The 21,004-nt window shown below is 55.1% G+C and carries 18 protein-coding genes; 9 read left to right on the forward strand and 9 right to left on the reverse strand.

All coding sequences use genetic code 11. The features are described from left to right. Positions 1 to 11: 11 nt before the first annotated feature. Genes BQ8011_RS06035 through BQ8011_RS06050 form a run of 4 tightly spaced genes read right to left on the reverse strand, consistent with a single transcriptional unit; the run spans position 12 to position 5,128 of the window. Complete coding sequence (locus tag BQ8011_RS06035) at positions 12 to 1,307, reverse strand: AI-2E family transporter (RefSeq protein WP_072455665.1); 1,296 nt, start codon at positions 1,305 to 1,307, stop codon at positions 12 to 14. Further along, positions 1,300 to 3,102, reverse strand: a complete 1,803-nt coding sequence (locus BQ8011_RS06040; RefSeq protein ID WP_072455667.1) for an AMP-binding protein — start codon at positions 3,100 to 3,102, stop codon at positions 1,300 to 1,302. Before BQ8011_RS06040 ends, BQ8011_RS06035 begins: the two co-directional genes overlap by 8 nt. A gap of 44 nt (positions 3,103 to 3,146) precedes the next feature. Continuing rightward, a complete protein-coding gene (gene tgt / locus BQ8011_RS06045; RefSeq protein WP_106406406.1) occupies positions 3,147 to 4,454 on the reverse strand; it encodes a tRNA guanosine(34) transglycosylase Tgt in 1,308 nt (435 codons plus the stop codon). Next, on the reverse strand, positions 4,451 to 5,128 hold the full coding sequence (locus tag BQ8011_RS06050) for a queuosine precursor transporter (protein WP_072455669.1): 678 nt from the start codon (positions 5,126 to 5,128) through the stop codon (positions 4,451 to 4,453). Before BQ8011_RS06050 ends, tgt begins: the two co-directional genes overlap by 4 nt. A gap of 100 nt (positions 5,129 to 5,228) precedes the next feature. Between BQ8011_RS06050 and BQ8011_RS06055 the strand changes: the two genes are divergently transcribed. Then, positions 5,229 to 6,839, forward strand: coding sequence for an ABC-F family ATP-binding cassette domain-containing protein (locus BQ8011_RS06055; RefSeq protein ID WP_072455671.1), 1,611 nt, complete (start codon positions 5,229 to 5,231; stop codon positions 6,837 to 6,839). Positions 6,840 to 6,842: 3 nt separating this feature from the next. On the opposite strand, the gene BQ8011_RS06060 is transcribed toward BQ8011_RS06055, so the two are convergent. Further along, positions 6,843 to 9,308 (reverse strand): DNA gyrase/topoisomerase IV subunit A, encoded by a 2,466-nt coding sequence (locus BQ8011_RS06060; RefSeq protein ID WP_072455673.1) that lies wholly within the window; start codon positions 9,306 to 9,308, stop codon positions 6,843 to 6,845. Positions 9,309 to 9,374: 66 nt separating this feature from the next. On the opposite strand from BQ8011_RS06060, the gene BQ8011_RS06065 reads away from it, so the two are divergent. Beyond that, positions 9,375 to 9,911 (forward strand): DUF5998 family protein, encoded by a 537-nt coding sequence (locus BQ8011_RS06065; protein WP_072457703.1) that lies wholly within the window; start codon positions 9,375 to 9,377, stop codon positions 9,909 to 9,911. Then, a complete protein-coding gene (locus tag BQ8011_RS06070; RefSeq protein WP_072455675.1) occupies positions 9,898 to 11,040 on the forward strand; it encodes an alkaline phosphatase family protein in 1,143 nt (380 codons plus the stop codon). Before BQ8011_RS06065 ends, BQ8011_RS06070 begins: the two co-directional genes overlap by 14 nt. Here BQ8011_RS06070 and sepH read toward each other — a convergent pair. After that, positions 11,037 to 11,987: a septation protein SepH gene (gene sepH / locus BQ8011_RS06075; RefSeq protein ID WP_072455677.1), complete on the reverse strand. Its 951-nt coding sequence runs from the start codon at positions 11,985 to 11,987 to the stop codon at positions 11,037 to 11,039. The two genes, BQ8011_RS06070 and sepH, sit on opposite strands and share 4 nt — an antisense overlap. 173 nt (positions 11,988 to 12,160) lie before the next feature. On the opposite strand from sepH, the gene BQ8011_RS06080 reads away from it, so the two are divergent. From BQ8011_RS06080 to BQ8011_RS06095, 4 genes are read left to right on the forward strand one after another with little or no spacing between them, the layout of a single operon-like run. Beyond that, positions 12,161 to 12,463, forward strand: a complete 303-nt coding sequence (locus tag BQ8011_RS06080; RefSeq protein WP_034503172.1) for a DUF4193 domain-containing protein — start codon at positions 12,161 to 12,163, stop codon at positions 12,461 to 12,463. A gap of 18 nt (positions 12,464 to 12,481) precedes the next feature. Beyond that, positions 12,482 to 13,126, forward strand: a complete 645-nt coding sequence (locus tag BQ8011_RS06085) for a DUF3710 domain-containing protein (RefSeq protein ID WP_072455679.1) — start codon at positions 12,482 to 12,484, stop codon at positions 13,124 to 13,126. Next, on the forward strand, positions 13,119 to 13,496 hold the full coding sequence (locus BQ8011_RS06090; protein WP_072455683.1) for an OB-fold nucleic acid binding domain-containing protein: 378 nt from the start codon (positions 13,119 to 13,121) through the stop codon (positions 13,494 to 13,496). The genes BQ8011_RS06085 and BQ8011_RS06090 overlap by 8 nt, the downstream gene beginning before the upstream one ends. Beyond that, the gene (locus BQ8011_RS06095; protein WP_072455686.1) at positions 13,486 to 14,136 is read left to right on the forward strand and encodes a DUF3159 domain-containing protein; all 651 of its coding nucleotides are present in this window, start codon (positions 13,486 to 13,488) and stop codon (positions 14,134 to 14,136) included. Before BQ8011_RS06090 ends, BQ8011_RS06095 begins: the two co-directional genes overlap by 11 nt. Here the strand turns inward: BQ8011_RS06095 and BQ8011_RS06100 are convergent. Further along, a complete protein-coding gene (locus BQ8011_RS06100) occupies positions 14,105 to 14,779 on the reverse strand; it encodes a potassium channel family protein (RefSeq protein ID WP_072455688.1) in 675 nt (224 codons plus the stop codon). The two genes, BQ8011_RS06095 and BQ8011_RS06100, sit on opposite strands and share 32 nt — an antisense overlap. A gap of 3 nt (positions 14,780 to 14,782) precedes the next feature. Continuing rightward, positions 14,783 to 15,433, reverse strand: coding sequence for a potassium channel family protein (locus tag BQ8011_RS06105; protein WP_072455690.1), 651 nt, complete (start codon positions 15,431 to 15,433; stop codon positions 14,783 to 14,785). Positions 15,434 to 15,555: 122 nt separating this feature from the next. Between BQ8011_RS06105 and BQ8011_RS06110 the strand changes: the two genes are divergently transcribed. Both BQ8011_RS06110 and BQ8011_RS06115 read left to right on the forward strand, forming a co-directional pair. After that, positions 15,556 to 17,562 (forward strand): APC family permease, encoded by a 2,007-nt coding sequence (locus BQ8011_RS06110; RefSeq protein WP_072455692.1) that lies wholly within the window; start codon positions 15,556 to 15,558, stop codon positions 17,560 to 17,562. After that, positions 17,559 to 18,821, forward strand: a complete 1,263-nt coding sequence (locus BQ8011_RS06115) for a class I SAM-dependent RNA methyltransferase (RefSeq protein WP_072455694.1) — start codon at positions 17,559 to 17,561, stop codon at positions 18,819 to 18,821. The genes BQ8011_RS06110 and BQ8011_RS06115 overlap by 4 nt, the downstream gene beginning before the upstream one ends. Positions 18,822 to 18,911: 90 nt before the next feature. On the opposite strand, the gene BQ8011_RS06120 is transcribed toward BQ8011_RS06115, so the two are convergent. Then, positions 18,912 to 20,909: an alpha/beta hydrolase family protein gene (locus BQ8011_RS06120; RefSeq protein WP_072455696.1), complete on the reverse strand. Its 1,998-nt coding sequence runs from the start codon at positions 20,907 to 20,909 to the stop codon at positions 18,912 to 18,914. Positions 20,910 to 21,004: the final 95 nt, after the last annotated feature.

Consider the following 21,004-nt stretch of genomic DNA (forward strand, 5'->3'; position numbering starts at 1 on the left):
CGTGCCGCAAGCTAGCTACGTTCACGCGGGGTATAAAGCTCAGCGAAGATCGCCCAAGCAACCGCAATAATCGGAATCGCGATGATCGCGCCGAGGAGTCCAGCGGTGAAGGTTCCCACCATGACGCCGATACCGACGACGACCGGGTGGAGAGAAACTTGGTGCCCCATGATGAGCGGCTGGAGAATATGCCCTTCGATCTGGCCAATCAGTGCGATTCCCAGACCGACGATAGCTGCTGTAATAATGCCCTTTGCTGCAAGAGCAACGATCATTGCGAGGATCATCGCCGTGGGGGCACCAATCAGGGGGATGAACGCGCCGATGAAAACCAAAATACCAAGAGCAGGGGCGACGGGGACCCCGATGCATTGGAGGAAAATTCCAGCAAAGAGGCCGTCTGTTCCAGCCACCAGCATCGTTCCTCGTGCATAGCCGGAGAAGGTGCTCCAGCCTGCTTGTGCAGCTCGATTGGTGATCTTGCGTCGGTGATAGGGGAGTAAGGAAACGAACCAGTCCCACATCTGTCCGCCGGAGTGCAAGAAGAAGATCGTGATGAAGAAGGCGAGGACCAATACCGAGGCGACGACCGCAGCATTGGAAACATTCGCTAGAGTCTCGCTGAGCAGTCCTGACCAATTGGACGCGATAAAGTTCTTGCCTTGCGCAATAAGAGTTTCGTTTAAATGGCTGAGATCATTGAGCGGGATCTGGAAAGGAAGATGCAGACGAGCAACAAGATCAGAGAGCTTTCCCAGACCGTTACTCACTTCTGAAAGAAGATTCGGCCACTGTCCCGCGATCGAGGACACGACAAGCGTCATCAGCGCAACAAAAGTTCCAATAAACGCGAAGAGCGCAGCGAAAACTGCAATCCAGCGGTTCACCCACCGGTTAAGGTAATTCGTCAAAGGATTCAAAATCGCGGTAAGCAACAGGGCAACGAAAATTGCAATAAATACCGGCGTTGCTTGGGCGATTGCGAAGACAACGGCGGAGATTACGATGAGTACGCCGATGATCGCCCACGATCCATAGCCTGCTTGCGCAAGCCACCGGGGGATCAGAGGTTTGCGAGCATCCGAAGAGGAAGGACGCGCACCCCGGCGCTCGACGCGCTGGGGTGGAACCCACTGAACTGTTCGACGCGGAGACAGAGCACGGGGCTCAATCTTGCTCTTACGACCGGAACGCAGTCTCTGCGCAGTTGAAGAGCCGAGACGCTGCGCCCCTCGGCTCAGTGAATCAACGATTGCGCGAGAATGGCGAACCAATCTCATTGATTTGTCGGGGGACTGTTTACTCATTGTCGGAGTCTTTATCGTCTGCGGAAGTATCGGGAGGAGAAAGACGTTCGCTTACCGCGGCCGCGGCCTCGCCAATTGCTTTCGAAGCACTGGAAAACATACGGTTTGCGGGATCAAGAAGCTGCTCTTTAACCTTGCGGCGCATGACCTTTCCCAAGGGATTACGCGGCAGCTCGGAAATGATGGCGAGCTGGCGCGGGAGCGCGTAGTGAGAAACATACTTTTCTGCCCACTGACGCACCTGCGCCAGGGTAATCATCGGAGCATCATCTTCCAAGATCAAGGCTGCAGTAACTTCCTCGCGAGCATCCCCCGAGGGAAGACCAACGACAGCAACATCCTTCACTCCGGGCATCGACCGGATCGCGTCCTCGACCTGTGAAGGATAGACATTGAAGCCGCCTGAAAGAATCAGTTCCTTCTTACGATCAGACATCATCAAGAAGCCATCGCGAATAACTGCAATATCACCGGTGCGCAGCCACCCGTCCTCGGTGAAGACACGGGCCGTCTCTTCGGGAGCGCCAAGGTAACCGCTAAACACCTGAGGACCTTTAACGATGATTTCACCGGGGGTCCCCTCTTCAACATCAACAGAGGGATCTTCAAGATCGACGAGGCGAATGTCAGTTGAGGGGAAGACTAGTCCTAAAGCACCATGCCGACGATTGGCTGCCAGAGGAACTCCTGCGATCACCGGGGAAGTCTCAGACATGCCGTAGCCTTCAATGACCATTCCCTGAGTGATCTCTTCCCATTGCTGCGCAAGGGTTTGAGACAGCGGCATTGCGCCGCACAACGACCACTTCATTGAGGTCAAATCGATGTGCTCTTCTTGTGCGGCCTGCATGAGACGCTCGAACATGGGAGGAACGCCCACGAAGAAGGTCACCGGATGACGCTTGTGAGCCTCCAGCGCCAGATGGACATCGAACTTGGGGAGAACCAACTGGGTCGCCGCAAGGCGAACAGCAGCGCACATCAAGAGGGTCAGCCCATAAGCGTGGAAGTAGGGGAGCAGCGAATAAAAGTTCTCGGCGCCCTCATGGAGTTTCCATACCCACATGATGCACTGATTGACATTCGAACCGATATTGCGGTGCGTGAGCGGAACTGATTTGGGAACGCCGTTGGTGCCCCCGGTGTGCAAAATGACGGCTAGATCTTGGGCCGAGGCGCCGGGTGTGTCAGGGTGGATGAGGCGTGCGCGCGCAACCGCGTGATCCCACGAGTGTGTCCCCTTGGGGCGTTCTCCGCGCATTTGCTCGCGCGTAGAGCGCGCTTTTTCGATAGGGAGTTTGAGCAAAGCGCGCGAAGTACGAGGCATTTGCGCCGAAATATCGACGGTGAAAATACAGTCGAGAGCCTGGTCTCCTTCACGGATGAAAGCGTCGACAGACTTTTCCCAAACAATAGCGACTTTTCCGTGATGGCGATCCAATTGCTGATGGATCTCTTCAATTGGTGCAAGAGGGTTGTGTTGGGCTGCAACGGCTCCAATACGCATACAGGCGTAGAAAGCGACCAAGGCTTGAGGACAGTTAGGCAGGCAGATCGCGCAAACATCGCCTTTGCGAACACCGTTTTCAACGAGCACCTGTGCGGCGCGGAGAACCTGAGCGTACAGCTGGGTGTATGTCAGTGTTGCCCCCAAGTAATCAATCGCAACTCGCTCAGGGTAGAGGCGCGCGGATGTCTCGAGAAGGGAAATAAGGGAGGTATCAGCAACCGGAACCTCGTAGGGAGTACCGGGATCATACTGAAGCCTCGACTTCGTCGTCAGCTCTGAGACCATGTCTCCTCCTTAGTGGAATGTCTGACCCTACGTTACCGTAGGTTTCAGCCTTGTGCGCCTGAAAAACGCCCAAGCATTTCCTCTTTAAAGTCCGAATATTCGCCGGTATTTATCGAATCTCGGATGGCGTCAACAAGGCGGACGGTGAACCACTCATTGTGAATAGTGGTCAGCGTTGAAGCGAGGATTTCCTTGGCCTTGAAAAGGTGATGGACGTAGGCGCGAGTGTAGTGCGTGCAGGTGTAGCACCCACAGCCTTCAACAAGGGGAGTGAAATCGCGCTTAAAACGAGCATTCGTGATGTTGAAACGGCCGTCGGGAGAATAAATCGCCGCATTGCGCGCAACGCGGGAGGGATTGACGCAGTCGAATGTATCGGCACCGGCCTCGACGCCTCGGAAGAGATCGTCAGGTTCGGAAATCCCTAAAAGGTGGCGCGGCCGGTCCTCGGGAAGTTCCGAACTCACCCAGGACACAATCGTTCCGAGGTTTTCCTTCTGGAGCGCTCCGCCGATCCCAAAGCCATCGAAGATCTGTCCATCGACATTCATTTCAGCCAATGTGTGGGCAGCGATGCGTCGAAGATCCTCGTACTGAGCACCTTGAACAACTCCCCACAGCTGCTGATAGGGCTTGCCCTCACGCTCCTGGGTCAGCCTGCGGTGGATGGCAAGACACTGACGTGCCCACTCATGGGTGCGTTCCAGGGATTCTTCCTGGTAGCTGCGTGGATGGAGCAAAGAAGTCAGCTCATCGAAGGCGAACATGATGTCCGAACCCAATTCATGCTGAATGCGCATGGAAACTTCGGGCGAGAAACGGTGTTTAGAACCGTCGATGTGGCTGCTAAAAATCACGCCGTCATCGTCAACAACTGCTCGGGATGCCTTGACTGCCTGCTTATTGAGCTTGGGATCCTTGAAATCCGCATCACCTGAAAACTCCGCCGAGAGAACCTTCTTGAATCCGGCTCCCAAGGAAAGGACTTGGAAGCCGCCCGAATCCGTATAGGTCGGACCTGCCCAGTTCATGAAAGAACCCAAGCCCCCGGCCTCGTCAACGATATCCGAACCTGGCTGGAGGTAGAGGTGGTAGGCGTTGGCAAGGACAGCCTGGGCGCCGAGGCCACGCACCATTTCAGGGACAAGCGCCTTAACATTCGCCTTAGTCCCCACTGGAATGAACGCGGGCGTGGAAATCGTGCCGTGTGCAGTGTGAAGGGTGCCGGTACGGCCAAGACCTGGGCCGTATTCAAGGCGCGTGTGGCAATCAAAACCGTGATCCCGATCGGAATGAGGGAAAGAAGAACCGACGTCAATAGGGGCGCCAATCCACTGAGACGAAAGTGTCATGCCAGAACCTCTTCGCGGCGCAGGTGCTCAACCTTACGAACCAGTGCAATGACGCGGTACGTGATGGGGAGGAAAACAACTTCGATTCCAACCTTGTAAACGTAGCCCGTGATGATGTAGTTGAGGAATTCGCTTCCGGGAATGATTCCAGCAAAGGCGATCGTGCAGAAAATAACGGTATCAAAAGCCTCACCGACAAGAGTCGAACCGATCAAACGCGCCCAGAGGTGGTTGGCACCCCAACGCTGTCGAATCTTTACCAGAACAAGGGAGTTCATGAGCTGACCGACCAAGTATCCGCCGATCGAAGCGGCAACGATTCGAGGAACGAAACCGAGCACTGCGACGAAGGCATCCTGGTTCTCGTATCCAGGGCCAGCGGGAATTGATTGCACAACCCAGAACGTCAGCGAAGCAAGGAGAGAAGCCGCGAAACCCATGATGATGACCCTGCGTGCGCGCGCGAAACCGTACACTTCGGAGAGCACATCGCCAAGAATATAAGTCAGGGGAAAGAGGACCGCACCGCCGTCAAATACCAAGTGAATCGGGCCAGCATCGAGCACTGTTACCTTTGTCGCGGCGATATTAGAGATCAATAAGAAAGCAACGAAACTGACAGCAACGATGTCATACACTCGGGGAGCTTTGGTGTGCCCACTTGGCTCGGTCATCGGAGTTCCTTCCTGAATATTGTCAACCCCTCTATTCTGCCCGCAGACGTTACCCGAGTGCGCGTTGGGCGCCGGCGGAGGCGCCCATTAGAATGAATATGTGATCAATGTTTCCAATTTCTCGTTGCGTATCGGCCCACGCGAGCTCATCCACAATGCCTCTTTCAGGATTGATAAAGGGATGTGCATTGGTTTAGTCGGTCGCAACGGGGCGGGAAAAACCACAACCATGAGGCTCCTTGCGGGGCAAGAGGATCATGGAAGCGCTCAGTATGAGGGGACCATTACGCGCAACGGAACCATTGGGTATCTTCCTCAAGATCCACGTGAAGGAGATCCTGATCAACTCGCACGTGATCGCATCATTTCAATTCGCGGAATCGACGCGATCATCAAGAAAATTAAGCGCGCAGAACAAGAAATGTCGACGACAGAGGGAAATCGCCAGCAAAAAGCGATGGAACGCTACGTTCGTCTCGATCACGAATTTACTCAAGCTGGCGGCTGGGCCGCCAATGCCGAGGCAGCGCAAATTGCCCATTCTCTTGGTTTGGACGATCGGGTTTTGTCTCAGACTCTGTCGACTCTCTCGGGCGGCCAGAGGCGTCGCGTGGAGCTGGCCCGAGTCCTGTTTTCCGGGGCGGATACCCTCTTGCTCGATGAGCCGACAAACCACCTAGATCACGACTCAATCATCTGGCTTCGTGATTGGATCAAAACCTTCCCGGGCGGAGTACTCGTTATCTCCCACGATGTGAAGCTTTTGGGCGATACTGTCAATCAAGTGCTCTACCTGGATGCCAACCGCGCAGAGGTCGATATTTATAACCTTGGCTGGTCTGCCTACCTCAAACAACGCGAAGAAGACGAACGTCGCCGCCGAAAAGAACGCTCGCTTGCGTTGAAGAAAGCCGAACAACTGCGTGCTCAAGGCGAAAAGATGCGTGCGAAGGCGACAAAAGCGGTTGCTGCTCAACAAATGCTGCGTCGTGCAGAGGAACTCGTTGCCTCTGTTGGGGCTGAACGCGTTCAAGAAAAGGTCGCGCGCTTGCGATTCCCCGATCCGCTTCCGTGTGGCAAAGTGCCATTAAGTGCTCAGGGCCTGTCGAAGAGCTACGGATCCCTCGAGGTCTTTACCGGTGTTGATTTGGCAATTGACAGGGGGTCGAAGGTTGTTGTCCTCGGCCTCAACGGTGCTGGAAAGACAACGCTCCTGCGTCTCTTGGCCGGAGTTGAAGAACCCGACAGCGGAGTCGTTGAAGCCGGTCATGGACTGAAAATCGGATACTACGCGCAGGAACATGACACTTTGGATATGGCGGCGACAGTTCGAGAAAACATGTCCCATAGCGCGCCCGATTTCGACGATACCCATGTACGCAATGTTCTCGGTCAGTTCCTCTTCAGTGGAGACGACGTCGATAAACCCACGCATGTGCTCTCCGGCGGCGAAAAGACCCGTCTTGCGCTTGCAACTCTGGTTGTCTCAGGCGCCAATGTTCTACTGCTGGACGAACCGACCAACAACCTTGATCCCGCCTCGCGCGAGGAGATCTTGCATGCACTGCACTCCTACGAAGGAGCGGTCGTACTGGTCACCCACGATCCAGGCGCGGTCACCGCGCTTTCACCGCAGCGCGTTCTTGTATTGCCAGACGCGGACGAAGACCTGTGGGATGATTCCTACCTCGATCTCGTCACCTTGACCTGAGCGCTAGCCGATAGTGGCGATGGCATGAGTCAGTGGTGTGCCTGAACCATCGCGTCGCTCGTCAACAGCCGGTAGCTCCACGGGGCTTCCATCCGCCGAAGCCGCACGCGGATTTTCGCCGACCCAGGCGATATCCAAGCGATCTTCCCCGCGAAGGAAACGCTGGACGCGCACGCCTTGAGTGCCTCGTCCCTTGAAGGGGTACAGGGACAGAGGTGTAACTTTTGCGGTCGTCTGTCCGGTTCCAGGGAGGGCTCCTGCTGCCCCCGCAACGGTGACAACGAGTGCTTCTTCTGGTGCGTCTATGACCCACAATCCCAGCACATGCGCGGAGTCGGAAAGTTTAATTCCCGCCATTCCCGAGGCAGTACGTCCCTGCGGGCGCACCTTGTCTGCGGGAGTGCGCAGAAGCTGCGCGTCGGAAGTAATAAAGACGAGGTCGGATGCGTCGGTACTTGGCGCAAAACCAACCAACTCATCGCCGTCTTCCATGGAGATTACTTCCCACTCGTCGCGTTGGAGGACGTCTGGCTTGAGTCGTTTGACAACGCCCATCCGCGTTCCCATTGCCATGACAGTCGAGGCCTCGGGATCCAAAAGCCCGATAGCGGGTGAATCCGTATGGAGCAGAAGCGCACTTGGAGTTGCAGCGGCAAATGAAAGCCCAGTTTCAAAACGGGGAAGAGCCGGAAGATCAACGACTTCGATGCGGTGTGCAAGCCCGTCTGCAGTTACGACGGCAATTTGTGATCGGGCCGTCGATACCAATTGTGCGCGGATTCCGTCGTGGGATGCGCGTGGCCCGGCCTCGATGGGATCTGCGCCTTCAACGCGGGCAAGCCCTCCTTGAGCAGAAAGTACGACAACACACGGGTCGTCGGGCACCTCAAGAGCCATCGTTGAGGCTTTTCCTGAGGCCGTTGGCAAGGTTGCAAGGGCAGCGCCAGGAAGAGCCTGATCCACTTGCGTGCCCGTCGCCGACAAGAGAAGAGTTCGACGTGGAGTCCCCAGACGCTGGGCGACGTCGCTCATTTCATTGCTAATGAGTTCGTAGAGGCGGTCTTGGGACCCCAGAATTTCTTCAAGCTCTGCGATCTTCGCGTTCAACTCATCGCGTTCGGATTCAAGTTCGAGGCGTGAGAACTTTGTGAGGCGGCGCAGGCGCAATTCGAGAATGTGGTTGGCCTGGACTTCGGAGAGATCAAAAGCAGTTTGGAGCCTTTCGCGTGCAGTTTCCACATCATCGGAGGAACGGATGATTGCGATGACATCGTCGATATCAAGGACGGCAATCAGTAGGCCTTCGACCAAATGGAGGCGATCGCGATGCTTAGCAAGGCGGAACTCGCAGCGCCGAGTAGTGACCTCAATGCGGTGGTCAAGGAAAACGCGGAGCATATCTTTCAGGCCCAAGGTCTGGGGTTTGCCATCAACCAAAGCTACGGCGTTGATCGAGAAAGAATCTTCAAGAGGCGTTCGTGCATAGAGCTGCTGGAGAACAGCTTCTGGATTAAAACCGTTCTTGATTTCAATCACGAGACGGAGGCCATGAATACGATCGGTGAGGTTTTGAACAGCCGAAATGCCTTTGAGACGCCCTGCAGAGACATTCTCTTTGATCTTTTCGATGACCTTTTCGGGACCAACCATGTAAGGGAGCTCAGTGACAATGAGGCCCATCTTTCGCGCAGTAACGCGTTCAACTTGGACCTTGGCACGAGTTTTAAAAGAACCCCGCCCGGTTTCGTAGGCTTCTTTGACACCCTCGAGCCCAACGATGACGCCGCCTTCGGGAAGGTCTGGCCCGGGGACGTATCGCATGAGGTCGGCAAGTGTTGCCTCAGGATGATTCAACAGATACTGGGCAGCAGCGATCGTTTCTGCCAGATTATGGGGGGCAATATTTGTTGCCATACCGACGGCGATTCCCGAGGCGCCATTGACAAGCAATTGAGGGAAAGCAGCAGGTAGTACTTCGGGCTGCATGAATTGGTTGTCGTAGTTGGGAACGAAATTGACCGTGTCTTCATCAAGGGAGGCAACCAAGTCCAGTGCAGCCGGAGCCATGCGAGCTTCCGTATAACGTGCTGCTGCCGGACCATCATCGAGCGAACCAAAGTTACCGTGCCCATCAACGAGTGGAACACGAAGATTGAAGGGCTGTGCGAGTCGAACGAGTGCGTCATAAATCGCGGAATCACCGTGGGGGTGAAGCTTACCCATGACCTCGCCGACCACGCGTTGGGACTTCACATGACCACGATCAGGACGCAGACCCATCTGGTCCATTTGAAAGAGGATGCGACGCTGGACCGGCTTGAGGCCGTCTCGCGCATCAGGAAGTGCGCGCGCATGGATAACGGAGACAGCATATTCGAGGAAGGAACCCCGCATTTCTGAGGAAACATCGATCTCGGTAATGTTTCGATCATCCTCGGGCAGGATCAGTTTTTCTTCCTTCGTTCGCATGGGTCGATTCTCTATGAAAAGGTTCAGAATCCGCCAAGTACACGCCGCTCTTGTTAAGATTGTGTGGTGAAACTGGATCGCGATATTGAAGGTGCGGGTTTCTTCCCGCAGTTGGCCACGCGCGCTGTTCATCGGCTCGTTGGTGATCAAGAAATCAAGGCATCTCTTGTTCAAGTCGAGGCGGCATTCGATCGCGGATCCATGTTCCGCCACCTGACGATTCTCATTCTCGCCGGCAGTTCTTTCATCCAGGTCCACATTGACGAGGCTGACAATCACAGCGCTGTTGTGACTTCTGCAGTGCACTCAATTCGGGCGATTCGTGGAGTTTCAGTCCAAGAAGTCTTCGCGGATCCGACAGATAGCGAAGAGATTAGCGAAATTACTATCAGTGTCGACATGGCTTCCCAAAGACGCAGTGATATTGAGTCGCTTCGCTGCGACGATCCGACTTGCGAGGCTGATCATGGTTTCCAAGCTCGCACCTATCCAGACGATGTGACGATTCGTATCTCGCAGTTGGGGGACGGCGCGCGAGCATGTGCTGATGCACAGATATTGATCGATGCGCTTACGCAGGTGGTCAGCAATGAGCGTTTCTAATCTTCGCGCCCGCGGCGCGTGTTTGGCAGAGGATAGCGACATCTCTTTGACCGATGTTATTCCGATGGCACTCGGCGCTGTTGCCCCATCGGTGCCTTTTGCCCGCCCCGATCTTGCTCGGCGACTTGCACTGCCGTCGGCTGATGCAGTCGTCGTTATTCTTGTCGACGGTTTGGGGTTGCTTCCCCTTCAAGATCACTTGGGGCACGCTCGAACTCTTCGCGCTTTTCGCGACAGTATTGAGGCTACGTACTCGGTTGTTCCTTCAACGACGGCGGCGGGCATTACCGCCTGCGGAACTGGCCAGCTCCCGGGGCAAACACGCATGGTGGGCTATAGCGTGTTTCATGGCGAGCAGATCTTCAATCTCCTTGCTTTTACTGATGGGATTGATCCCGCGCACTGGCAGCAATGCCCAACATATTTTGAAAAACTGCGCGACTTAGGAATACCGACTGCGACTATTCTTCCCGCAAAGTTTGCCGGATCGGGGCTGACCACCGCAGCGCTGCGTGGCGCCCATTTTGTTCCCGCAACTCGCTGGGAAGAGCGTTGTGATGCGGCAGTAACTGAGCTGAAACAGGGGAGTAAGCTCGTCTACCTGTACTGGTCCGATATCGATGCCTGTGGCCACTCCTACGGTACCGATTCAACGCAGTGGAGCGAGGCGCTTGAAGACTTTGATGCTGGATTGGGACGCTTCCTTTCGCGAATCCCTGCCGGCGTGCGTGTTCTACTGACTGCGGACCACGGCATGGTCAACATCGATTTCTCACAGATTCTTGATGTCGCCCAGACTCCTGCTTTGCGCGAGGGAGTTCGCGTCGTTGCCGGGGAGACACGCGCAGTTCATGTCCACTGCGAGCGCGGTGAAGATCCCGAACGCGTTCAAGAACGTTGGGAAAACTTCCTAGATGAGCAAGCGTGGGTTGTGGGGCCAAGCGAGCTCGCCGAATTGATGGGAGAAGGCCCTGGCCTAGCCGAAACCGGTGACTTTGTCGCTTTTTCACGAGGCCGCGGCGGGATCGTTGACAGTCGCACGCAAAGCGCAGCTGCGATGTCCCTTACCGGCGTCCACGGCTCTTTGACACAAGAGGAAATGCTTATTCCTCTTATTCCTTTGGTTTAGGCGCGCGAACCGAAAACGATTTCGTCCCAGCTAGGCACTGAACGCCGCTTTGATTTCTTTGGCGCAGGTGCTGAGGGCATGTCTTCGAGTTGTTCCAAGGGAAGTGGGAGTTCGTCGGCTTCCGCACGAGACTGTGCCTCTTCATCTGCCGGGGTCGAGCTTCGACGCGCTTCCGTCAAAGAATGGATTCGTGCCGCAAGGGATTCAACTCCAGCAGGAAGATGCGGAAGCTCTTCATCATCCTCATCAAGGTCATACTCAATCTCCTGGGGCTTGCCCCTTTGAGAATTGAGCTGATCGATGAGTGCCTCGCGCTGCTGGATATCTTCTTCGTTTGCGCTCGGAAGCGGTGCAGGACTTGGAAGGGACGCGAAAGTTTGAACGCCCGTCGGAGATGCAGTTTCAGTAAGCCAGCGGGCTTCCTCGTCAATGGCCTCGAGGTGACCGGAGGAAGGAAGACGCCACTGAGCGCCATGCTCGACGGCACCCTGGACAAAGGTCAACTGAATGACCCAGGGGGAATCAGCTTGGCGTGAGGCCGACCAATTAAGGGAATCTGGGCTCACCCCTCGGGCTGCAAGACGGTCGACAACCAAATCTCCCATTACGGGAGAGTCCGGAAGCGATCCGATGTGGCTGGAAAGTGCGCGCGAGAGTGCGTAATCCTTCTCAGCTTGAACGGGGGCTTCGTAACGCGTGATTTGGGAAACCTCAACATTGTGCTCGCGTGCAATATCAACAGCACGTGCACCTGATCGAAGAAGAGCTTGAATTTCACGCGGGCGCAAAGGCTTATCTTCAGTAATTGCCTCGATGCGTGGACGGTCGCGACGAACGGCTCCGCGTAGCTCATCGGTAATTGGGGTGGTGTAACGATGGCCCTCACTATCCGTGAAGACCAGTGTTTCCTCGTCAGCGCCAACTCCGAGAAGATCAAGATCGATCATCGTTTCCTCCTTGCATCTGCTCTCAGATTTTCTCAAAGATGCAGCGAAAATCGGCGATTGCCAGGGCGCGTGTCCTTTTCAGTAGCGCGAAAAGTTTCAACGTGTTACCCTGCAGCCCAGCGAATGTGTTGTGTGTGAACGTGACGCATCACGACAGAAAAGGGGAGGGCATTATGGCTACCGATTACGACGCACCTCGTAAGAATGACGATGATGTTGCGGAAGATTCGATTGAAGAACTGAAGTCTCGCCGCAACGATTCTGGCTCTGCCAACGTTGACGATGATGAGAATGAAGCTGCAGAGAATTTTGAGCTTCCCGGTGCTGACCTTTCGAAGGAAGAACTGACGGTTCACGTCGTGCCCAAGCAGGATGATGAATTCACCTGCTCAATGTGTTTCCTCGTCCATCACGCTTCACAGTTGGCCTACACAGATGATAACGGCCAGCCTGTCTGCACTGAGTGTGCCGGCTGAGCGTGAGATAATTCAGTTATGTTCGGACGTACGCGTAAGGAATCTCAGGTAGAAGAAGAGGTCGAAGAGGTAAAGCTTCCGCAGCTCTACGATGAGTCAGAGTTGTGGGAGGTTCCCGGACCTCGTGAGGAATACGAAGTCGACACCTCGCTGGACTACGTTGATTTAGGGTCGTTGCGTATCCCTGCAGTCCCAGGCATGCAGATTCGCGCTCAAGCGGGTGAAGACGGCAAGAGCATCATCCGTATCATGCTTGTCTTGGCATCGTCAGGCCTTCAGTTCTCTGTTGCGGCTGCACCGCGCTCGGCTGGGATGTGGGATGAACTTCGCCCTCAAATTCGTGCAGCTTACGAAGAAGGCGGAAGCACTGTACGTGATAAGCACACTCGCTATGGTCATGAGCTTGAAGTCGATGAATCGGTGACGCTACCCGATGGTTCAGAGGGGACGACCCGTACACGCATTATCGGGCGTGAAGGTGACCGCTGGTTTGCTCGCATCGATATGGTTGGACCAGCTGCTCTTGGCGGGCAAGAAGCCAGCGATTTCGAAGAATTGATTGATCGAATCGTTGTTGTTCGTGGCAACGAACCCCGTCCGCGCCTCGACCTTCTGCCGTTGCATCTTCCTTCGCAAGAAAGTGTCGAAGTTCCGAATGTTTAAGCAAGTCTTTGCTCGCATCTCGCGTCTTTTCTCCGTAACACGTGAAGACCTCGACGCCGACGATGAAAAACGGAGCAGAGAAGAGCGTGGACGACGGGCAGTTGCCGATGTTCTTCCTCGTGAAGAGGCGGTGCTATTCGGAGCAATCCAATCGGTAACCTATTATCCGGAAGAGATTCGTCCGCTTATTGATGCGACGCTCTTTGACGGAACAGGAACGATTGTTCTTCGATGGCCTGGGCGCAGCGATATTCCCGGTTTGCACGCGGGAATCCACCTTGAAGTTGAGGGGACAGTCGGATTAACCAATGGCGTGAAAGTCATGACCAACCCTCTCTACCGATTGATTGCTGAAGAGAATGTCGAATAATCGCTACTCGTGGCTTGCTGACGAAGACTTCTCTCTTCACAGTGTTCTTGGCGGAGCTAGGGGAGTAGCCGAGGCTGTTCTTCCCGGTTTGGTGTTCTTAGGTGCATATCTCGTCAGCGGTGCTTTGGTATATTCTGCACTTGCGTCGGCGCTGTGCTCACTCATTTTTACGGTGATTCGAATTGCGCAACGACAGGCTGTGGTACAGGCCATTTCGGGACTGTTCGGGGTTACAATCGCTGTTGTCTGGGCTCTTGTTTCCGGCCGAGGCGTTCATTTTTTTACGTGGGGGCTGTTAACTAATGCTGCCAGTGCGCTTGTTCTGCTTTTGAGCCTTGCCTTTGGATGGCCACTGGTTGCAGTCATATTTGGCGCGCTTACTGGACGTCCCTTGAATTGGATGCGTCACAGTGAAATGCGCGAGCTCGCACGCAAGTGCGTCTGGCTCACGCTAGCATGGGCAGCACTTTTCATTATTCGGCTTGCGGTGCAGGTACCGTTGTGGCTCAGTGACCATGTCGCGTGGCTTTCCGCCATGAAAATTGCTCTTGGTATTCCCCTGTTTATCCCGGTAGCGTGGCTGACGTGGTGGCTGCTCAAAGATGATTTCAATCGAGCGACATCGTCACCATCTGAGTAAGTGCATCCAAGGCTTGCCCGCCGCGCGCGGAAATCAGGAAGACTAGCTCATCTCCAGATTCATATTGGTCGTCTGCCCGTGGGACAAAAGGTTCTCCGTCACGCAAAATTGCGCTCAGTACGACACGCGGGGGGAATGCAACATCTGCGATACTCTTGCCGATAATCGGCGAATTCTCGGGAAGAACAAAGGCATACATCGCTGCCTGAGCTGAATGGAAAGCAAAGAGTTTAACCGGTGTGCCAACAGAGATTGCTTCTTCGACGAGCGCTGTCATAATACGTGGAGTTGAGACAGGAACATCGACTCCCCACGAGGCATTGAACAACCATTCATTCTTCGGATTGTTCAGACGTGCGACTACTCGGGGAATTGCGAATTCAGTCTTCGCCAGGAGTGAGATGACAAGGTTTGCCTTATCGTCTCCCGTGGCGGCGAGGACAACGTCAGCTTCCCGCAGACCTGCCTCGGAAAGTGCCTCCGGAGAGCAGGCATCAGCTAAAACCCACTCAGCATCGGCGACAGATGCGACACGCAGCTGATCGGGCTTTTTATCGATCAGCGTGACTTCATGGCCGTGGTCGAGGAGTTCCAAGGCGACTGCGCGACCCACTGAGCCTGCTCCAGCAATAACAATTTTCATCTTTTAGTCCTCCATGCGCGGAGCACGCGTCAAAATATCGCGGAGCGGAAGAGGATCTTCGCCCGAAATTGCAAAGTAGAGCTGATCGTATTCTTGAATAACAAGCTCAGGTCGTGCCGGAAGAATTGTTCCCAACCGAGAGACAAATGCGATTCTTTCGCCGGTGAGCGTTTCTACAGTTGGGAAGGAAATTCCATACCAATCAGCAATTGGTGTTGCTGTGACCAGAGAGACTAAACCCGAAGGGTGAGTCCACGTGACTGCGGCATCAGGAGGCATGAGGCGACGTAGAACTGATTCAGTCGTACGTTTGACCGTTGCAACTGTAGGGATACCGAGACGCTCGTAAACAAAGGCACGTTCAGGATCGTAGATTCGGGCAACGACGCGTTCGACATGGAAAGTCTCTCGTGCAACACGTGCGGCAATGATATTCGTGTTATCGCCGCTGGATACTGCAGCGAAAGCGTAGGCATCTTTGAGGCCCGCCTGTTTGAGAGTATCGCGGTCCATGCCAAGCCCAGTAACGCGGCGCCCCGAGAAATCTCGCGGGAGCCTCTGGAATGCTTTGGAGTCTGAATCGATGACGGCAACTGAGTGGCCTTGCGCATCCAGAATGCCTGCAAGACTTGCGCCCACCCGGCCGCAACCCATAATTACGAAATGCACACTCTAACGCTACTCGCCCGGAGAGCAGATAGCATCTCTTGACAGCACTTAGCGGTTACCCTGCGAACAAAAATGACGCTCAGTCCTCTAAAGGATAGTCTTATAAGGTGTCTTCATTCGTTGAATCCGCGAAACGAGTAATCATCGGACGCCCCATACGTTCGAAAGCCGCGGCTCGCCAGCTCCTTCCAAAACGACTCGCGTTGCCGATTTATGCTTCGGATGCCCTATCATCGGTCGCTTATGCTCCGGACGAAATTCTGCTGACCTTGGCTCTTGCTGGGTCAATAGCCTTGATTAAGTCAGTATGGATTGGCGTCGTTGTTGCCTGTGTTTTGGCTGTTGTTGTCTTGTCGTACAGGCAGACGGTTCATGCCTATCCCTCTGGTGGTGGCGACTACGAGGTCGTCACAACTAACCTTGGTCCGAGCTGGGGACTTCTTGTTGCTTCAGCTCTACTAGTCGACTATGTGCTTACCGTTGCGGTATCGATCTCTTCTGGCGCAAATTACATCACGACAATCGTTCCTCACCTGCGGGGTTCTGAAGTCCCCATCGCTGTAGGACTCATCATCTTTCTCACGCTCGTCAACCTGCGCGGCACACGTGAGGCAGGAACTGCTTTCGCAATCCCAACGTACACCTACATGTTTGCGATTGCTCTCATGGTGATCGTAGGGTTTATCCGACTTTTTACTGGGCATCTACCCCTGGCCGCCAGTGCTGCTTATGAGATTCATGCGAGCGACGCACACAGTGATGGACTTGTTGGGTTGGGGGGCGCGTTCTTGCTCATGCGAGCGTTCTCGTCCGGCTGCGCTGCACTAACTGGCGTCGAAGCTATCTCAAATGGCGTTCCAAACTTCCGCCGTCCGAAATCGAAAAATGCTGGAATTACTCTGCTGCTTCTGGGCAGTATCGCGGCGACGATGATGATTTCGATCCTTGTGCTGGCACGCCGCACCGGGGTACAGATGGTGGACGATACGTCTAAGGTATTCCTCAACGGGACGCCTCACCCTGAGGTTCATTTTGCTCCGGTTATTGGCCAACTGGCCTCGACAATCTTCGGAGACGGCTCCGTTCTCTTTATTCTGGTAACGGCGGTGACGGGTTTTATCCTCGTGCTTGCCGCGAACACCGCCTTTAATGGGTTCCCGACCTTGGCCTCGGTTCTCTCACGCGACTCCTTCTTACCGCGTCAGCTCTACAAGCGCGGTGATCGACTCTCTTACTCCAACGGAATTATGGTCTTGGCGGTCGGTGCCTCGGCCTTGGTTATTCTTTTTGATGCGAGCGTAACTCGCCTCATTCAGCTCTATGTCGTCGGCGTATTTGTCTCCTTCACACTCTCACAGCTGGGAATGATCCGACATTGGAATAAACGTCTTCGACTGCCTCAGAACGGGGGAGAACGCAGCAAAGTTCTGCGCTCGAGGTCGATCAATATTGTCGGTTTTATGATGACCGGTTTTGTCCTCACCATCGTCCTCGTCACGAAGTTTACGCACGGTGCGTGGATCACTGTTGTCATGATCGCTCTGGTCTTTGGTATTCAGCGCTTGATTCGCCGCCACTACGACACGATTCGCGGGCAACTACGTATCGATGACTGGCATGCTCGACGTGCCCTTCCCACCCGTGTCAGAGCCCTCGTATTGGTGTCGAACCTTTCAAAGCCTTCGATGCGTGCAATCGCAACAGCGCGTGTTCAATCGCCAACCAACCTTGAAATCGTCTCTGTGGTTGCGGATCTTGACGAAGAAGAACATATTCGCCGCGAGTGGACTGAATCGGGACTTCCGGTTCCGCTCACATTGATTTCCTCTCCATTCAGAGATGTCACGCAGATTGTGAAGTCGTATGTGCGAGCACGGCGCCTTCGTTCTCCAGGCGAAATGCTTGTGATCTATATTCCCGAGTTCCTTGTTCGCCACTGGTGGGAGAACCTGCTCCACAATCAGATGGCGCTGCGTCTGTCGCGGTCTTTGCTTCGTATTCCCGGGGTTGTCGTCACTATCGTTCCGTGGAAGCTTGGTGAAGAGGCGGAAGTCGAAGGACGTCAGAGCGTGAACGATCCCTTTAAACGGCGTGAAGCAAAGGAGAGGGCGTGAGCAGGGGCGACGAGATTTGTGAACTGACGATCGGCGCTCCCGCACACGGTGGTGCTTGCATCGCTCGAGATGAGTCTGGCCGCGTGGTTTTTGTTCGGCATGCGTTGCCCGGTGAGCGTGTTCGTGCACGCATCATTGATCGCCAGAAGCGTATGGCCTGGGCCGACGCTATAGAAATTCTTGAAGGCAGCCCGGACAGAATTCCCAGTGTGTGGCCCGCCGCTGGACCTGGAGGCGTAGGCGGCGGAGAACTCGCACATGTGAGTCCCCAAGGACAGCGTCGATGGAAGAGCCAGGTTTTAGTGGATCAGCTTGGGCGCATTGGCCGCGAGCGCGTTTTGCAACAGATCGATGCGATTGGGGGAGTAGAGGTTCAGCCTGCGCCTGGTGATGAGGGATCCGCCAGTCTTCTCGGGCGACGCACACGCATTGAGTGTGTTGTCGATGCGGAAGGCTTCCTTGGGATGCGCCAGTATCGCTCCCACAAGATTGTGCGACTTGATTCGATGCCCTTGGCAGCAGTTCAGATCAATGAACTTCCCGTTTGGGAAGGCAACAAGATCTTTTCTTCTCTCCCACAGGGATCGCGTATTCGCCTCATCGCACCACCCGGTGGCACTCCCGTGATCTGCACGGATCACGGCTGCTGGGACGGGGAAGGCAATTCTTGGGACGGTCCTTTACACTGGCGCATTTCGCATCCACAAGGAAGCGATGACTACGCGGTTCGCCCTTGGGGTTTTTGGCAGACCCACCGAAGCGGCGCCGAGGTATTGGCACGCAACGTCGAAGAGATCGTGGGCGCTCATTGCCCATCTCGGGTCATGGAACTGTATTCGGGCGCGGGGCTTTTTTCGCTTCCCCTGTCTCGTGTTGTAGGTGAGCATGGTGCCTTGGTGACTCTTGAAGGGGACGAGGCCGCGGTTGCTGACGCTGCGAACAATCTTGGGCGCAGCGCATGCGAGCCATTCGTCGGTGACGTGGATGGCGGTGCAGTACGAGAGTTGAACGATTACATCGGTGGCGCAGAAGTCATCGTTGCAGATCCACCGCGCGCGGGCGCAGGGCAAGAAGTGTGTCATGCGATGGCCTCCACAGGAGCTCAATGCATTGTTCTGGTTTCGTGTGATCCAGCAGCTGCGTCTCGTGATCTTCACGATCTGTGCGAGAGGGGCTACCGTATTTCAGATTTGAGGGCGTGGGATTTGTTCCCTTACACGCATCATTTCGAGGTGATGACGGTCCTGAGCAGGGATTAATGCATCGAGTAAGCACGTGGCGCTGAGCTAACTAATGGTGTGGGGGCAGACCAAAACGGTCTGCCCCCACACCATGTCTATCCAAGAAACTTAGAGGTTTTGAATCTCTACCTGCACAGGACACGAAGCATTAAGCTTCCAGACTTGCGAGTAGAAGCTGAGTTCGCTTTCCCACGAGTCTTTTATATTCTCGGCGCGGCGGAAGCCGTGGCCCTCGCCCTCATAAATACGTAAAGCAACCGCGCGTCCGTTGCCACGAAGCGCCTCGTACATCGATTCGGCTTGGGAAGGAGGCACGACCTTGTCGGCGCTTCCCTGGAGGAGAAGAAGCGGCGCATGGATCTGGTCAATCTTGTGTATCGGGGAACGCTCGATCCACAATGCATCTTCAAGATTGTCCGAGCCGAGCAGCTTGAGATCGTAGTGGGATTCAAACTTGTGGGTTGTCGCTTCTAGTAGTTTGAGGTCAGCGATACCAAAGAGAGAAGTTCCAGCGGTGAAGACATCGGTATCGGCCAAGGCAGAAAGGACGGTGTAGCCACCTGAGGAGCGGCCTCGGATCGCAAGGCGCGCGGGATCGGCCAATCCTTGAGAAACCAGGTACTGAGCACCCTCTGCGCAATCCTGGACGTCGAGGACCCCCCAGTGTCCGTTCAAGCGCTCACGATACGTGCGCCCGAAACCGGTGGAACCGCGGTAGTTGACATCGAGGTAGGCGAAGCCTCGTGACGTCCAGTACTGCACGCCGATGGAGAGGCCAGCGCGCGCCGAAGAGGTCGGGCCTCCGTGCACGTTGACCAAGAGGGGCGGAAGTTCCGCCTCGGGAGCAGTAAACTGCGGGTTCGTCGGTGCATAGTAGAAGCCGTAGACGGTTTCTCCGTCACTGCTTGTCCATGAAACTTGTCGCGCCTGTGAGATCAGTTCTTCAGGGAGTCGTTCTTGCGAGGAGGAACGCATGACGCGAGAAGAGCCACCGCTAACTTCGACAATGGCAGGTTCGTGGGTGGGGGAGTCGGCAAGAGTGACAACGCGCCCCTCAAAGCACGCAACATTACCAGTCGGCCACCATGGGGTACGCCATTCTTCACACATTCCATTATCGAGGCGAACGGTTCCCAAATGCCAGGTTCCGTTCTCAGCCCACGAACAAATCAAATTCTCGTAGTCGAAATTGTCGTAGGAATGCAGTCCGAGCTGCCAGTGCGGGTGCGAGAACGCACGAGGACTGGGGTGGAGCGGACGAGTCCGCAAACGTCCCATCCATGCAAGCGCATCTTCATCGTCATTCCAATGGAAGCCTTCGGTACGGTAGAGATTCGCCCAACCAGAAGAATCGTCAACGTGGATGAGGTCGCCATTGAGGGTCCAACGAGGCTCGTAGACGCAGACCTTCGGGCGGTCAACCAGAACCAGGGAAGCAGATACTCGCCCTTCAAAGTCCAGAGCGCCTACATGCAAGGTGGAGTGCGTCCAGGCCATCTCAGGATGGTTCCAGCTCAGCCACGCGAGTTTCGTGCCGTCAGGGCTAATTGCTGGGGAAGAAACAAAGTCAGTACCGCTGAAGATCGACATGATTTCGAAGGCGTTACGGGCTGCGCGTCCGTCCAAAGGAATCGCAACAAGAGAGTTGACAGGTTCACCTGGGTTCGAGTGGTCCTCTGCAACGGCATAAACGAGGCCGCGTACGTCTGCGATTTCGAAGTCACCATAGCGCACCTTGCCCAGGGGCGTAAGAGGAACAAGTTTGCGGTGAGGATCGCGGGTATTGAATGCGTAGACCCGGCCATCAAAACCGTCAGAGAAGACAATTAATCCTTCCGAGACCGCGTAGGCCTTGCCACCGTACTCATGGACGCGTGTGCGTACGTCAGGCAGGCGAATGCCGTCGATCAAAGGAAGAACTTCAGAAATCGCTCCCATTGAATTCGAACGCAAAAGGGTGTTGCGCCCCTGGTCGCGGGGATTTCCTTCAACCCAGTAGGTATCGGCCTCGTCGACGCGTACCTGTGACAGCTGCACTGATGTCTGGGTATACGAATCAGCTTCTACAGGAGAATCCCACTGTCCGTACGGGCGTTGCACGCTCATCATGTCTCCTTCTACATGGGGAAAGTTCTCGCCAGCTCTATTCTAATTCGTGGTGCGATCTCGTGCCTCGAAGAATTCTCGCCCTTGAAACTCTG

Source organism: Actinomyces marseillensis, from assembly GCF_900155605.1.
Taxonomy (GTDB): Bacteria; Actinomycetota; Actinomycetes; order Actinomycetales; family Actinomycetaceae; genus Pauljensenia; species Pauljensenia marseillensis.